General features: G+C 68.8%; 11 protein-coding genes. 8 read left to right on the forward strand and 3 right to left on the reverse strand.

Annotated features, from left to right (window positions below):
- Positions 1–112 precede the first annotated feature (112 nt).
- The 6 genes from CKO31_RS01345 to CKO31_RS01370 all read left to right on the forward strand — a co-directional run bounded on the left by CKO31_RS01345 (position 113) and on the right by CKO31_RS01370 (position 6,640).
- Positions 113–1,366, forward strand: coding sequence for an XRE family transcriptional regulator (locus CKO31_RS01345; protein ID WP_200233294.1), 1,254 nt, complete (start codon positions 113–115; stop codon positions 1,364–1,366).
- A 14-nt stretch (positions 1,367–1,380) separates the two neighbouring features.
- Complete coding sequence (locus tag CKO31_RS01350) at positions 1,381–1,947, forward strand: PIN domain-containing protein (protein WP_200233295.1); 567 nt, start codon at positions 1,381–1,383, stop codon at positions 1,945–1,947.
- A gap of 247 nt (positions 1,948–2,194) precedes the next feature.
- Positions 2,195–3,667 carry a sigma-54-dependent transcriptional regulator gene (locus CKO31_RS01355; RefSeq protein WP_200233297.1) on the forward strand — a complete coding sequence of 491 codons (1,473 nt, stop codon included), beginning with the start codon at positions 2,195–2,197 and terminating at the stop codon, positions 3,665–3,667.
- A 109-nt stretch (positions 3,668–3,776) separates the two neighbouring features.
- A complete protein-coding gene (locus CKO31_RS01360) occupies positions 3,777–5,135 on the forward strand; it encodes a UDP-N-acetylmuramoyl-tripeptide--D-alanyl-D-alanine ligase (RefSeq protein ID WP_200233300.1) in 1,359 nt (452 codons plus the stop codon).
- A gap of 34 nt (positions 5,136–5,169) precedes the next feature.
- A complete protein-coding gene (locus CKO31_RS01365; RefSeq protein ID WP_200233302.1) occupies positions 5,170–5,955 on the forward strand; it encodes an IclR family transcriptional regulator in 786 nt (261 codons plus the stop codon).
- A gap of 193 nt (positions 5,956–6,148) precedes the next feature.
- Positions 6,149–6,640 carry a Uma2 family endonuclease gene (locus CKO31_RS01370; RefSeq protein WP_200233305.1) on the forward strand — a complete coding sequence of 164 codons (492 nt, stop codon included), beginning with the start codon at positions 6,149–6,151 and terminating at the stop codon, positions 6,638–6,640.
- Positions 6,641–6,767: 127 nt separating this feature from the next.
- On the opposite strand, the gene pepN is transcribed toward CKO31_RS01370, so the two are convergent.
- A complete protein-coding gene (gene pepN, locus CKO31_RS01375; protein ID WP_200233306.1) occupies positions 6,768–9,434 on the reverse strand; it encodes an aminopeptidase N in 2,667 nt (888 codons plus the stop codon).
- Between the two features lie 235 nt (positions 9,435–9,669).
- Between pepN and grxC the strand changes: the two genes are divergently transcribed.
- Complete coding sequence (grxC, locus tag CKO31_RS01380; protein ID WP_200233310.1) at positions 9,670–10,008, forward strand: glutaredoxin 3; 339 nt, start codon at positions 9,670–9,672, stop codon at positions 10,006–10,008.
- A gap of 8 nt (positions 10,009–10,016) precedes the next feature.
- Positions 10,017–10,439 (forward strand): RNA-binding S4 domain-containing protein, encoded by a 423-nt coding sequence (locus tag CKO31_RS01385; protein WP_200233312.1) that lies wholly within the window; start codon positions 10,017–10,019, stop codon positions 10,437–10,439.
- Between the two features lie 99 nt (positions 10,440–10,538).
- Here CKO31_RS01385 and CKO31_RS01390 read toward each other — a convergent pair whose 3' ends face one another.
- Together CKO31_RS01390 and CKO31_RS01395 are read right to left on the reverse strand one after the other, a co-directional pair.
- Positions 10,539–11,096 (reverse strand): EF-hand domain-containing protein, encoded by a 558-nt coding sequence (locus CKO31_RS01390; protein WP_200233314.1) that lies wholly within the window; start codon positions 11,094–11,096, stop codon positions 10,539–10,541.
- 600 nt (positions 11,097–11,696) lie between these two features.
- Complete coding sequence (locus CKO31_RS01395) at positions 11,697–13,508, reverse strand: BCCT family transporter (protein WP_200233315.1); 1,812 nt, start codon at positions 13,506–13,508, stop codon at positions 11,697–11,699.
- Positions 13,509–13,554: the final 46 nt, after the last annotated feature.

Genomic DNA, 13,554 nt, shown 5'->3' on the forward strand with positions numbered 1-13,554 from the left:
CGCCCGTCGCTATCGCTACCGTCCCATATGGCCGAGAACGAGACCCTGGACCTAAGAAGCAGCCCGCGGTGGAATCAGGCGCGCCGTCTCATTCAAGCGGGAGCGAGCCCGGATGAGCTTGCTCCGGAACTGCTTCGAGACACTGACCACCATGCCGATGCATCAGGTTTCTGAAGCGCAGACCGGCGTCATCGCCGCACGCCTGCTGGAGGCCCGCAAGGCCGCCGGACTCACGCAGCAGGAGGCAGCAGGCCAGTTGGGCGTGAGCCGGCCGACGTTGATCGCGATCGAGAAGGGCACGCGGGCGGCGAAGCCCGCTGAAGTGGTCAAGTTGGCGAGCTTGTACGGCCGCACGGTCAACGAGCTGGTCCGCCCGGGCGCCGAGCCGCAGCCCATCGAGCCGCATCTGCGGGCATCCCTGCGCGCCGACATGGATGCCGAGCTGCAAGCCGTCATCGGCGAGCTGACCGCCTTCGCAGATGATTACCGGACGCTGGAGCAGCTCACCGGCAGCGAGCCGTTCCGGCGCTTCCCGCCGGAGGTCTCGGTGCCGCAGCGCGTGGATGTGGCGGCCTTCGCGGAGGACGTGGCGATCCGCGAGCGCTCCCGGCTGCACCTGGGCGATCAACCCGTCTACGAGCTGCGCTCCCTGGTGGAGCAGGCCGGTGTGCATGTCTTCTACGGCGGCCTGCCCTCGCGACTCGCGGGCCTTTATGCCTTCGTGGCCGACCTCGGCTACTGCATCCTGATCAACCGCAAGCACCCGCCGGAGCGCCGCCGCTGGACGCTGTCGCACGAGTACGCCCATTTCCTCGCGGACCGGCACAAGCCCGGTGTCGACACGGTCCAGACGCCCAAGCGGAAACCGCTGTCGGAGCGCTTCGCCGATGCCTTAGCCGCCAGCTTTCTGATGCCGGAGACGGCTGTGCGCCGATATTTTCTGGCCGTCACCGAGCGCACGGGCGATTTCCAGACCGCGGACCTGAGCCGCCTCGCCCACCACTTCTACGTCTCCGTGCACGCGGCGGCCCTGCGGCTGGAGGACCTGGGGCTGCTCACCCGCGGCACCTGGGACGCACTGACCGAGCGTGGCTTCAAGCCCGGCGCCGCGCGTCAATTGCTCGGCCTGCCCACCCGCCCGCCGTCCGAGGACCCTTATCCCGAACGCTACCGTTACCTCGCGGTGCAGGCGTACCTCAAGGAGGCCATCAGCGAGGGTCAGCTTTCGAGATTCCTGCGCACCGACCGGGTGACCGCCCGGGAGATGGTCGATGCGACCCTGACCTCCAGGGACCTGGACGCGGAAGGGCATGAGCAATCGGTGCAGATGCCGGAGCAGCTGTCGCTGTTCGATCTGGCGTTCTGAAGGCTGCGTCGGCCATGTCAGAGACCGTCGTTCTGGACGCCTGCTGCCTCATCAACCTCGCCGCCGCCGATGCGCTGGACACCTGGCTCGGCGGTCTTGGGCTCGCCTGGATGCTGCCGGAGGCGGTGCTGCACGAAGCGCTGTTCCTGCGTGGCGGCGACGCCGCCGCCGGCGAAGCCGAAACGGCTGACGCTACCGAGCCCGTCCGCGAGCGCCTCATGCTCGAGCCGTACATCGCGGGCGGGTTGCTCACCATTGTGCAGCCCCAGACCGATGCCGAGCTCGCCGCCTATGTCGACCTCGCCCGCGAGCTGGACGACGGCGAGGCCATGGCGCTCGCCATCGCCCAGCGCCGCGGCTGGCAGCTCGCCACCGATGACCGCAAGGCGATTCGACTGGCCGACGACGCGCGCGTACCAGTGCTGACCACGCCCACGGTGGTCAGGCGCTGGGCCGACCAGCTCGACCCCTCGGCAGCGGACCTCCGCGCCGCGCTCACGGCCATCCGCGACCGAGCCCGCTTCCTGCCCAGTGGGCGCGATCCGCTGTGCGATTGGTGGATGGCGCAGCTGCGGACATAGCCGCCGCAAGCCCGCCTCCCCTCTCGTTGCGCCGCTCCCGCGGCCTGTCGCGCGGGCAAGGCAGCAGATCGGCCTGTCCCTGACGCGGCGCGGGAGCGGCGCGCGACGACGCAGAGCGTCGTCGCGATCACGAATCGGTGGCTACACACAGCGCCGGCCGGATTTGCAGCGACGAGCATGATCCGTAAGGATGAGCGTCGACCGTGCCATTCTCTGATCGGTTGCTGCGCGTGACCTGCCCCCTTCCTTGAGCCCCAAACGCCACCTTAGCCCCGACGACCGGGCCTACTTCGGCCTGCTGTGCGAGACGGTGTTCGCCAATCCCTTCGCGGCGGACCGCGGACGGCTCGCGCGATTGCTCGGCAACGACGCGTCGGCGCCGTCTGCAGAGCTGGTCTCCCAGGCGGTGGAATACCACCGGTTGATGCCCGGTCTGGATGCGCGGCTCGGCAAGCTCGCGGTGGGCGGGCTCGCGCGGCTCCAGGACTTCGCCGGCGAGGACCGGGCGTTGATGCGCCGGGTGTTTCTATTCCATTGTTACCAGCGCTTCGCGGAGCGCTTCGACCCGCTCATCGCCCGCGGCGGCAGCGGCGGGCTGGGCCGCGGGCTGGCACGGGAGCTGACGGAGGCGCTGGCGGGGTGCGGCTTCGAGCCCAACGAGCAGCGGCGCTGGATCGCACTCTACTACCAGCTGCGCCGGGCCTATTTCTTCATCGACCAGGCGCTGGTGGGCCGCAGTGCGCCCATGCGGGCGCTGCGCCAGGCGCTCTGGAACAGCGTCTTCACGGCGGATCTCGCCAGCTATGCGCTGCTGCTGTGGGAGCGGTTGCAGGACTTCCCGACGCTCTTGCTCGGCGAGACCGGCACCGGCAAGGGCCAGGCGGCGGCGGCCATCGGCCGCTCCGGCGTGATTGTGCTCAATAAGGCCGGCGACGGCTTCAGCCGGCCCATCGCCGACGGCCTCATCGCCACCAATCTGTCGGCGCTGTCGGAGGGCCTGATCGAATCCGAGCTCTTCGGCCACCGTAAGGGCGCCTTCACCGGCGCCGTGGAGCATCACGAGGGGCTGTTCGCCCGCTGCGATGCTCAGGGCACCTTGTTCCTGGACGAGATCGGCGACCTCTCACTGCCAGTCCAGACCAAGCTGCTGCGCCTGCTCCAGGAGCGCAGCTTCTCGCCGGTGGGCAGCCACGAGGAGCGGCGCTTCGCCGGACGCATCGTGGCGGCCACCAACCGGCCGCTGGCGGCGCTTCTGGGCGGCGACGGCTTCCGTCTCGACCTGTTCTATCGGCTGTCGGCGAACATCATCACGCTGCCAACGCTGCGCGAGCGCCTCGATGCCGACCCGGCGGAGCTGGAGGAGCTGGTGGATGCCCTGCTGGTACGTCTCGCCGGCGACGCCGCGGCGGCGCTGCGCGCGCGGGTGCTCGACGCATTGCGACAACTACCTGGGGGCTATCCCTGGCCCGGCAATGTCCGCGAGCTGGAGCAAGCGGTTCGGCGGATCATCCTCACCGGCGGCTATGCGCCGGACCCGCTGCCGCAGCGCGCCGACCAGGATGCCTGGCTCGAGGCCGCAGCGGCCGGCCGGCTGGACGCACCAGCACTGCTCGGCGGCTATTGTCAGCGGCTCTACCAGCGCCTCGGCACCTACGAGGCCGTCGCGCGCGTCACCGGTTTCGACCGGCGCACGGTGAAGCGCCATTGCCAGACGGCGTGAGGGGCAGATACAGCCACCGCAGAGGGCCCCGAAAAGCGCAACAGGCACCGCCTGCTGCTATGCTGCACAGCGGTGTTTGAAGCCGAGCCCCGCCTCATCGAGCCCGCCCATGATCGATCCCGACGCCCTCTGGACCCCCGACGCCTTCGCCGAGCTCACTGGGGGCCGTTGGCTGGTGCCGCCACAAGACCCAGCGGCGGCCATCACCGGCGTCGGCATCGACAGCCGGACCCTCGCCCCCGGCGAGGCCTTCGTCGCCATCGCCGGTGAGCGCTTCGACGGCCACGCCTTCCTGGACAAGGCACAGGCGGCGGGGGCGCCGCTCGCCATCGTGGAGCGGGATATGGCGCCGCCGGACAATGCGGACGACGGCTTGGCGTTGCTGCGGGTGGACTCGACAGTGGCGGCGCTGCAGGCCCTGGCAGCGCGCTGGCGGGCGGTGCTGGGCGCCGCCGGCTGCCGGATCATCAGCGTCTGCGGCAGCAACGGCAAGACCACCACCCGCCACCTGATCCACCATGTGCTCAGCCATGCCGGGCTCGCCGGCAGTCAGAGCCCGAAGAGCTTCAACAACCACCTCGGGGTGCCGCTGACGCTCCTCGGCGCCAAGGCGGGGGATGACTTCCTGGTGGCTGAGATCGGCACCAATCACCCCGGCGAGATCGATGCCCTCGCCGCCTTGGTGCGCCCAGACATTGCCGTGGTCACTAGTATCGGCGAAGAGCACCTGGAATTCTTCCGCGACCTGCACGGCGTCGCCCGGGAGGAGTCGGCGGTGCTGGCACATATCGCCGCCGGCGGCGGCGCCGTGCTGCCGGCAGAGGACCGACTGCCGGTGCCCTTGACCCTGCCGCCCGAGCCCGCCTTCACCGTCACGCACTTCGACCTGGACCCCGTCGCCGCCGGCCTGGCGCTGCCCGGTGAGCACAATCGGCTCAATGCCTCGGCCGCCACCGCCGTGGCGCGCTGCTTCCGTATCGGCGACGAGGCCATTGCGGCCGCCTGGCCCGCCGCCGGCCATGCGCCCATGCGGGGCGAGCTGCTGCATGCCGACGACCCCGCCCGGCCGACGGTCATCAACGACGCCTACAACGCCAATCCCACCTCCATGCGCGCGGCGCTCGCGGTGCTGGGCCAATACCCGTCGCCGCGCCTGGCGGTGCTCGGCGACATGCTGGAGCTGGGCCCCGTCGCCGCCTCCGCCCACCGCGACATCGCCGCGCTGGCGGCGGACACCGCCGAGCACTGCGTGCTCATCGGCCCCCGCTTCGCAGCCGCCGCGGCACAGCTGGCGCTGGACGCGCGCGCGGTGAGCGCGTATCCGGAATGGACCCACACCTTGGCGGCGGACATCGCTGCCGGCCTGGAAGCGGACGCGACCGTGCTCATCAAGGGCTCCCGCGGCATGGCGGTGGAGCGCCTGCTGCCGGCGCTGGACAGCCGCTTCGACGCCGCCGGCAGGGCTTGACGGCGGACCGAGACGCGCGCACGGACAGACGGCCATGGGCAGCGACCCCGAGCGCACCGGCAACCGCATCCAGGTCATCGACCGCGCGGCGGCGCTGCTGGACGCCATCGCGCGGTATTCAGAGCCCGTGAGCCTCAAGGTCCTCGGGGCCGAGACCGGACTGCACCCGTCCACAGCCCACCGCATCCTGGCGTCGCTGGCGGACAACGGCTTCGTGGAGCGCGACGCCGGCGGGCACTATCGCCTTGGGCTGCGGCTGCTTCAGCTCGGCGTGCGCCTGCACGGCGACGTGGACATGCGCGCGCTGGCCCGGCCGGTGATGGAGGCCCTACGGGACCGGCTCGGCGAGACCATCAACCTCACCATCCGCGAGGGCGATCAGGTCGTCTACATCGAGAAGGCGACGCCCAACCGCAGCATCCATGTCCAGCAGCTCATCGGCTCCCGCGCCCCGCTGCACGTGACCGCCGTCGGCAAGCTCATGCTCGCCGCCGGCGGCGAGGCGGCCATCCGCGCCTACGCCGAGCGCACCAACCTGCCCGCCTACACCCGCAACAGCATCACCAAGGTGGAGCGGCTCATCGCCGAGTGCGCCCAGGTCCTGGAGTCCGGCTACGCCTTCGACAACCAGGAGGCGGAGATGGACGTCGGCTGCATCGGCGTACTGCTCACGGACGCCACGGGCCGCGTCGCCGGCGGGCTTTCCGTGTCCGCCCCCATCGAGCGCCGGCAGATGGACTGGATTGAGCCGCTGACAGCGGCGGGGCAGGAGATCTCCGACCAGCTCGGCTCGCGCCCACAGGGTCGGCGACGGCACTGACGGGGCTGGTCGCGGGGATCGAATGGACCCGCGTTGCGGATAATCCCGCATACCGTCGCCATATTGCAGACCCGCGGGCTTGAGAGGATCGTTCTGTATACCGTCCCGGCATTGGTGGCGGGCTCGGCGGGGTGTCGGCTATGATCCGGGCCTGAGGCGGCGGAGTCGGCCGCAGCGAGGTCGCCGGTGATCTATGTCTATCGACAGCAAGTTCCTGCGCGCCGACGAGCTCGGCATTCGGCTCGAGATCGTCAACGGGCTCGCCATCTGGGAAGCGCAACCGCTCTATCGGCACCAGAAGCACGTGGAGCGCATCGCGCAGACCATCGAGCCGGCCGTCGGAAGCGCCGCCTGTGACTGCGTGCACGCACTGGATGTCTACATCCAATTCCCGAATGGCCTAAAGCGCCCGGACATCTCCATCTTCTGCCGCGAACCCGCTGACGAGGAGCAAGACAGCGCGCTGACGCTGATCCCAGAAGCGGTAGTGGAGGTGGTGAGCCCCAACTACGAGGCCAAGGACCTGGAGATCGGCCCGCCCTTCTATCTGTCCCAGGGCGTCAAGGACGTGATCGTGTTCGACCCGCGTACGCTGCTGGTGCTGCATGTCCGCCAGGGCGGCGCCACGCGCAGCGTCGCACCCCAGCAGATCACACTCGCCTGCGGCTGCGGCCTTTCCATCTAACGGCGCAATCTGGGAGTTAAGGTTACCGTCCCTAGAATTGGGTTTCGGGGACGGTTGCTTGGATTCCCGTGAGGCGTCCGTGCTCCGGCTGCCCGTCTGCCGCCGGGCGGCCGCCCGACGGTGCGGCTCAGTCCTGCTCCTGCCCCAGGCTCTTGGAGACCACCTCGTAGACGTCGTTGGAGAGGCCTTCCACCTCCAGGATGCGCTCCAGCTGGGCTCGGATCAGGGCCTGGCGGATCTCATCGTAGCGCCGCCAGCGGGTCATGGGATAGAGCAGGCGGGAGGCGATCTGCGGGTTCAGCGGGTCCAGCTCCAGGATGCGGTCGGCGAGGAAGCGGTAGCCGGCGCCGTCGACGGCGTGGAAGCGCAGCGGATTGCCCACGGCGAAGGCGCCGATGAGCGCGCGCACCCGGTTGGGGTTGGTGAGCGTGAATTTGGGGTGCTCCAAGAGCCCCTCCACCCGTTCCAGAGTATCCGGGCGGCTGCTCTGGGCCTGGAGCCCGAACCATTTGTCCAGTACCAGCGGGTCTTCGGCCCAGCGCTGGTAGAAGGCCGTAAGAGCCTGCTCCCCCGCATCGCCGACGTGCTCGGGGTCGGCATCCACCAGGCAGCGCAGCGCGGCGATGACGTCGGTCATGTTGTGCCCGGCCTCGAACTGGGCCCGGCAGCGCTCGACGATGTCCGGCGTCGGCGCGCGCATGAGATAGCCCAGCGCGGCGTTGCGCAGCGCCCGTCGGCCCATGGCGGCGGGCGAGAGGTCGTATTCGACGGGCTCCTGGTTGCGCTCGAGCACACCGAGCAGCGCGTCCCGGAGCTGCTCGCCGATGGCGGCGGCCAGCTGCTCGCGGGCGCGGTGGATGCCGTCCACGTCGACGACGGTCATCTGATCGCCGAGGTAGCTCTCCGACGGCAGGGTCAACACCTCCGCAAGCAGGGCCTGGTCGGCGTCGGCGTCGTCCTGCTTCAGCGCCCGGCCGACGGCCTCGATGTAGGCCTCCGGCACCGGTTTGTCCGACTCGGCGACGAGCTCCAACAGCAGCCGCACGCTCAGGCTCTGGGCGGCGTCCCAGCGGTTGAAGCCGTCGCTGTCGTGGGCCATCAGGAAGGTGAGCTGGGCGTCCGTGTAGGGGTAGCGCACGATCACCGGCGCCGAGAAGCCGCGCAGCAGCGACGGCACCGGCTCGGCGTCGAGTCCGACGAAGGTGAAGCGCTCCACCGCCTCGCGCAGCGCCAGCATGCGGGTACCGGGCGCCGGGGCCTCGGTCTCGCCGTCCAGCTGCACCGGCAAATCCGCCCCCGCGGCGTCCAGCAGCCCGACGGCAAAGGGGATCTGCAGGGGCAGCTTGGTGGACTGGCCGGGGGTGGTCGGCGTGTGCTGGCGGATCTCCAGGGTGTAGGCGCCGGTGTGCGCGTCGAAGCTGTCCGCGCACTCCAGCACCGGGGTGCCGGCCTGGGCGTACCAGCGGCGGAACTGGCTCAGGTCGATGTCGCCGGCCTCTTCCATGCAGCGCACGAAGTCCTCAGTGGTGACGGCCTGGCCATCGAAGCGCTCGAAGTAGAGGTCGGTGCCTTTGCGGAAACGCTCCGGGCCCAGCAGGTTGGCCTGCATGCGCACCACCTCGGCGCCCTTCTCGTACACCGTGGCGGTGTAGAAGTTGTTGATCTCGATGTAGGAGTCCGGGCGCACCGGGTGGGCCATGGGGCCCGCATCTTCCGGAAACTGCCGCGCGCGCAGCATGCGCACGTCCTCGATGCGCTTGACGCCGCGGGAGCTCTGGTCGGCGCTGAACTCCTGGTCGCGGTAGACGGTGAAGCCCTCCTTGAGGCTCAGCTGGAACCAGTCGCGGCAGGTGATGCGGTTGCCGGTCCAGTTGTGGAAGTACTCGTGGGCGACGACGCCCTCAATGCCGGCGAAATCCATGTCCGTCGCCGTGTCCGGCCGCGCCAGGATGTACTTGGCATTGAAGACGTTGAGGCCCTTGTTCTCCATCGCGCCCATGTTGAAATGGCTGACCGCGACGATGTTGAACACGTCCAGGTCATACTCGCGCCCATAGCGCTCCTCGTCCCAGCGCATGGCGGCCTTCAGCGAGCGCATGGCGTGGTCGCACTTGTCGGTGTTCTCGGGCTCGACATAAATGTTGAGCGGGACCTCCCGGCCGGACAGGGTAGTGAAGCGGTCCGACACGGCGGCGAGATCGCCGGCCACCACGGCGAAGAGATAGCTCGGCTTCGGGAAGGGGTCGTCCCAGCGCGCGACCTTGCGGCCATCCTCCAGCGTCTCTTCGCCGACCGGATTGCCGTTGGCCAGCAGCACCGGGAAGCGCTCGGCGTCCGCCGCCAGCGCTACCGAGAAGCGGGTCATCACGTCCGGGCGGTCGATGAAGTACGTGATGCGCCGGAAGCCCTCGGCCTCGCACTGGGTGCAGAGCATGTCGCCGGAGACGTAGAGCCCTTCCAGCGCCGTGTTGTCCGCCGGGCGGATCAGCACGCGGGTGCGCAGCCGAAAGCGGTCCGGCACCCGGTGCACCACCAGGGCATCCTCGCGGATCTCGTACTCGGCCGGCGGCAGGGTGCGGTCATCCAGCGCCACTTCCAGCAGCTCCAGGTGCTCGCCGTCCAGGTACAGGTCGCCGTCGCCGCGCTTGGCCGCCGGATTACGGCGAAGATCCAATTCCGCGTGCACGGCCGTTTCCTCCAGCCCCAAGTCGAAGTGCAGCGCGGCCCGGTCGATGAGGAACTCGGGCGGGCGGTAGTCTTTGAGGTGGATGACCGGAGGCGTCGTTCGGTACATAGGGCGGCGATCTCGGCGGTTGTCGTACACTGCGCAGCTAGCTCACTGCTGTCGGCGCGCTGCCGGGCGGCGGCGCTGCGGCTCCGGCGCGCAGTCTGGCGCACTCGGGCCCCGTGTGTCAGTCTTTTGGCTTGTCCGGCCAAGGCGCAGCCTTTTCAAGCCGTCGTCGCGACGCGCGCAGCACGCCGCTGCGGCCGGGCCTACCGTCCCCCAGACCAACAAGACGAGGAGCCAGATGTACCCGAGCAGCACGCAGCAACGCCAGCCGGAGACCGAGCAGGAGCACACCGCCGCGGCACCGGACACCGCCGCCGGCGCAGTCCAGGTACAGATGTATGCCACCGCCTTCTGCCCCTATTGCGTGCGCGCCCGCAGCCTGCTGGAGCGCAAGGGCGTGGCGTGGCAGGAGATCTCCGTCGACGGCGACCGCGAGCGCTTCCAGGAGATGACGCAGCGCGCCAACCGCACCACGGTGCCGCAGATCTTCATCGGCGAGCTGCATGTCGGCGGTTATGACGACATGGCTGTACTGGAGCGCGCCGGCAAGCTGGACCCGCTTCTGGGTCTCGCCTGAGCGCCGCGATGACCGGTGCCCCGAAGCAAGCCGCCGCTGAGGCCGCCGGCGCGCAGCGGCTGGACAAGTGGCTGTGGGCGGCGCGCTTCTTCAAAACACGGCCGCTGGCCGTCGAGGCCATCAACGGCGGCAAGGTCCAGGTGGACGGTCAGCGCGTGAAGCCGGGCCGCAGCATCCGCCCCGGCAACCGCCTCACCATCCACAAAGGAGAGTACGAGTGGCGTATCGAGGTGCAGGCTCTCTCCAAGCAGCGCCGGCCCGCCACCGAGGCCGCCCTGCTCTACCGCGAAGACGAACACAGCCACCGCAAGCGCCAGGAGCAAGTGCGCGAGCGCCGCGAGGCAGGGCGGACCCCGGCACCGGAGCGCGGCCGACCCAGCAAGCGCGATCGCCGGCGCATCGGCGACTTCACCGGGCGCCGGCGGGGCTGAGCGCCGGGAGCCTGCGGCAGCGCGATGCACATCCCCCGCGCCGCAGGCTGTCTGCGGCAGGGGCGTCAGTCAGCCTGTGCGAGCCTCAGGACCCGAGTCTCAGGGGAGGGGGCCCGCGTCCGGCGGCAGCGTCGAGCCCGGATAGGCCTCGAATGCCGAAAACTCGTCCCGCTCGATGACATTGTTGCGGTTGCCGTCCACCTGCCAGAATTCATCCAGCAGGCCCTTGCGGCCGCCGGCCTCGCCCTGGGAGAGGACGCCGTCATTATTGATGTCGAGCTCGGCAAAGTCCGGTGCGTTGATTTCCGGTCCCAAGGCCGGTGTATCCGGGCGAGTCTCCGCCGCCGCGGGCGGCATGGGCGGCAGGTTGTCCGGGGTCTCGCCCTCATAGACCTGGAAGTCCGCGAGCTCCTCGCGGTCGATGCGGCCGTCGCCATCGGTATCGAAGCGTTGCCATTGGCCGGCTAGCGGTGAGCGTCCCTGAACCTCTGCCGGGGCCAGCAGGTCGTTATCGTTGATGTCCATGTCCTCGAAGTCAGGCGGCTCGTAGTAGACCGCGTCGCCCCGTTCTGCGACTGCGCTGAGCGGCAGGGCCAGCGCAATGGCGGCGGCGATGGCGGTAACGATGAGTCTGAATTGCTTGCGCTGATCTCGCATGATCGGTCCTCCGGTTGGCGGACCGGCTGCGCGGCGCATCGCCCTGCCTGTGCCGCTGCCCGGTCCGGCGATTGGCTCGATGGCTGGCCTTGCAGCGCAGAGACTTGGCAGCCGCCCGTCCGCCGCACTCGATGGCCATGTGCAGGGTGGCGCATAGGCGGCGCTTCGCTCGTCGTCAGCCATCCTCGTCACCAGAGCGGCAAGCAGGAGCCGGGCCAGATCTGTATCGCGCTCGATGCGCAGACCTCGACCCTTGCGGGCAGCATCCGCGGCGAGGCGCGCAGCAGCCGGCGCAATCTGGCCCATGGCCGCGTCGCCAGGCGGCATGGACCAGCGTTGGGTTGGATGGTTTGCGCCGCTCGCGACGGCGGCAGGCGGCGGACCGCAACGGCTGCGATGCCCCGCCCGAGGGGGATTTGAGCCAAAGCCCAGAGTGGGCCGTCACCCGTGCGGCGCCGAGCAGGCGCTTGCGCTGATGCCTGCGCTCAGGCCTGCGCTCATACCTGCGCTCATCAGGGGCACGGCTGGAGGAGGGCTGGAGGAGGAAGCGTCTGCACGCCCGTCATGGGCGTGCAGACGCAGGCGCCGGTTGTCGCGCGATCAGCCGGAGCGCGCGGGCTCGGTGCCGGCGGCCTCGGTGGTACTCTGCACCACCGATTCCACAACCTCTTGGAGCTTGTGGTCGTCCTCTGCCTGGGTAACGGCTTTGGTGACGGCTGTCTCGACGTACAGCTCTTCGTTCAAGCCGACATAGAGTGCATAGACACCCACCAGCAGCACCAAAGCGAAGGGCAAGCCCGTGCTGACCGCCGCGGTTTGGAGCGTTGCCAGCCCGCCGCCGATGAGCAGCACCGCGGCGACCACGCCCTCCATGATCGCCCAGAACACACGCTGGGTGGTCGGCGAATCCAGCTTACCGCCGGAGGTCAGGTGGTCCACCACCAGCGAGCCGGAGTCCGACGAGGTGACGAAGAACACAGTCACCAGAATGACGGCGACGCCCGAGAGGACCTCGGCGATGGGGAAGTTGTCCAGCATGGCGAACATCGCCTTGGCGACGTCGTCGTTGACCGCCGCCGCGATGTCGGCGACGCCGCTGGCCTGAAGGTGCAACGCCGCGCCGCCGAAGACGGACATCCACAGGAATGACAGCAGCGTCGGGATGACGATGACGCCGAAAATGAACTCCCGGACCGTGCGCCCCTTGGAGATGCGGGCGATGAACATGCCGACGAAGGGCGACCAGGAGATCCACCAGGCCCAGTAGAAGACCGTCCAGCTGCCCTGCCAGTTGGTTTCTTTGAAGGTCTCCGTCCAGAGGGACATCTCCGGCAGGATGGTGAGATAGAAGCCCAGGTTCTGGCTGAAGCCGCTCAGCATATAGACCGTCGGGCCGACGACCAGCAGGAAGATCATCAGGACTGCGGCCATGATCATGTTGAGCTGGCTCAGGCGTTTGACGCCTGCGTCCAGCCCGGCGAACACCGACATGGTCGCAAAGCCGGTGATCACGGCGATCAAGATGACCTGGTTCTGAGTGTTGAGGCCGACGCCGAACAGGTGATTGAGGCCCGCGTTCACCTGCTGCACCCCGAGCCCCAGCGATGTCGCCAGGCCCACCAGGGTCGCCAACACCGACAGGATGTCGATGACATTGCCCCAGAAGCCGTAGATCTTGTCGCCGAGCAGCGGGTAGAACACCGAGCGGATCGTCAGCGGCAGACCGCGGTTGTAGGCAAAGAAGGCGAGACCGAGCGCGACGATGGCATAGATGGCCCAGGGGTGGATGCCCCAATGGAAGTAGGTCACGCCCATGGCGGCCTGTGCGGCTTCCGGCGTCTCCGCGTCGATGCCGTTGAACATCGGCGATGGCGTTTGGTAGTGGTACATGGGCTCGCCAACGCTCCAGAACATGAGACCGATGCCCATGCCGGCGCTGAGCAGCATGGCGTACCAGCCAAGCCGCGTGAACTCGGGCTTTGCGTCGACACCGCCGATGCGGATGTGCCCGAATTTGCTGAGCGCGAAGTAGAGCGCAGCCAAGATGAAGAGGTTGGATACTAGGATCAGGAACCAGCCCATGGTGCCGGTGATGAGCGACATGGCGCCGTCGAAGAAGGCGGCCGCCTCCTCCTGCCACATCAGCGTCAGCAGGATGAAAACGATGAGCACGAAGCTCGAGACGAAGGTCACATGCGGATGCAGGTCAAAGCCGAAGCCGGACCAATTGTCGTCCCCGGGCTCACGGCGTGGGGCGTCGTCCTCGTAAGAGGCGGAGGGGGAAATCTGCAGGCCCGTGAAGCGGTCACGCTCCCGAATGGCCTTGCGGCGGGCTTCCCGCTCCACCTGCTTGAGCTTTTTCGCCAGTGCGCGCTTCTCCTTAGCCGTGCGCTCGTCGGTGTAGTGAGTCATGGCTATCCTCGCGGATTGTTCAGGTCCAATTGTCGACACGGCTTGG

The organism is Thiohalocapsa halophila (assembly GCF_016583825.1).
Lineage (GTDB): Bacteria > Pseudomonadota > Gammaproteobacteria > Chromatiales > Chromatiaceae > Thiohalocapsa > Thiohalocapsa halophila.

Bases quoted from the DNA above. Each gene is read 5' to 3' on its own strand.
- CKO31_RS01345 (WP_200233294.1), top strand. From the start codon at position 113: ATGAGCTTGCTCCGGAACTGCTTCGAGACACTGACCACCATGCCGATG.
- CKO31_RS01350 (WP_200233295.1), top strand. From the start codon at position 1,381: ATGTCAGAGACCGTCGTTCTGGACGCCTGCTGCCTCATCAACCTCGCC.
- CKO31_RS01360 (WP_200233300.1), top strand. From the start codon at position 3,777: ATGATCGATCCCGACGCCCTCTGGACCCCCGACGCCTTCGCCGAGCTC.
- CKO31_RS01365 (WP_200233302.1), top strand. From the start codon at position 5,170: ATGGGCAGCGACCCCGAGCGCACCGGCAACCGCATCCAGGTCATCGAC.
- CKO31_RS01370 (WP_200233305.1), top strand. From the start codon at position 6,149: ATGTCTATCGACAGCAAGTTCCTGCGCGCCGACGAGCTCGGCATTCGG.
- pepN (WP_200233306.1), bottom strand. From the start codon at position 9,434: ATGTACCGAACGACGCCTCCGGTCATCCACCTCAAAGACTACCGCCCG.
- grxC (WP_200233310.1), top strand. From the start codon at position 9,670: ATGTACCCGAGCAGCACGCAGCAACGCCAGCCGGAGACCGAGCAGGAG.
- CKO31_RS01385 (WP_200233312.1), top strand. From the start codon at position 10,017: ATGACCGGTGCCCCGAAGCAAGCCGCCGCTGAGGCCGCCGGCGCGCAG.
- CKO31_RS01390 (WP_200233314.1), bottom strand. From the start codon at position 11,096: ATGCGAGATCAGCGCAAGCAATTCAGACTCATCGTTACCGCCATCGCC.
- CKO31_RS01395 (WP_200233315.1), bottom strand. From the start codon at position 13,508: ATGACTCACTACACCGACGAGCGCACGGCTAAGGAGAAGCGCGCACTG.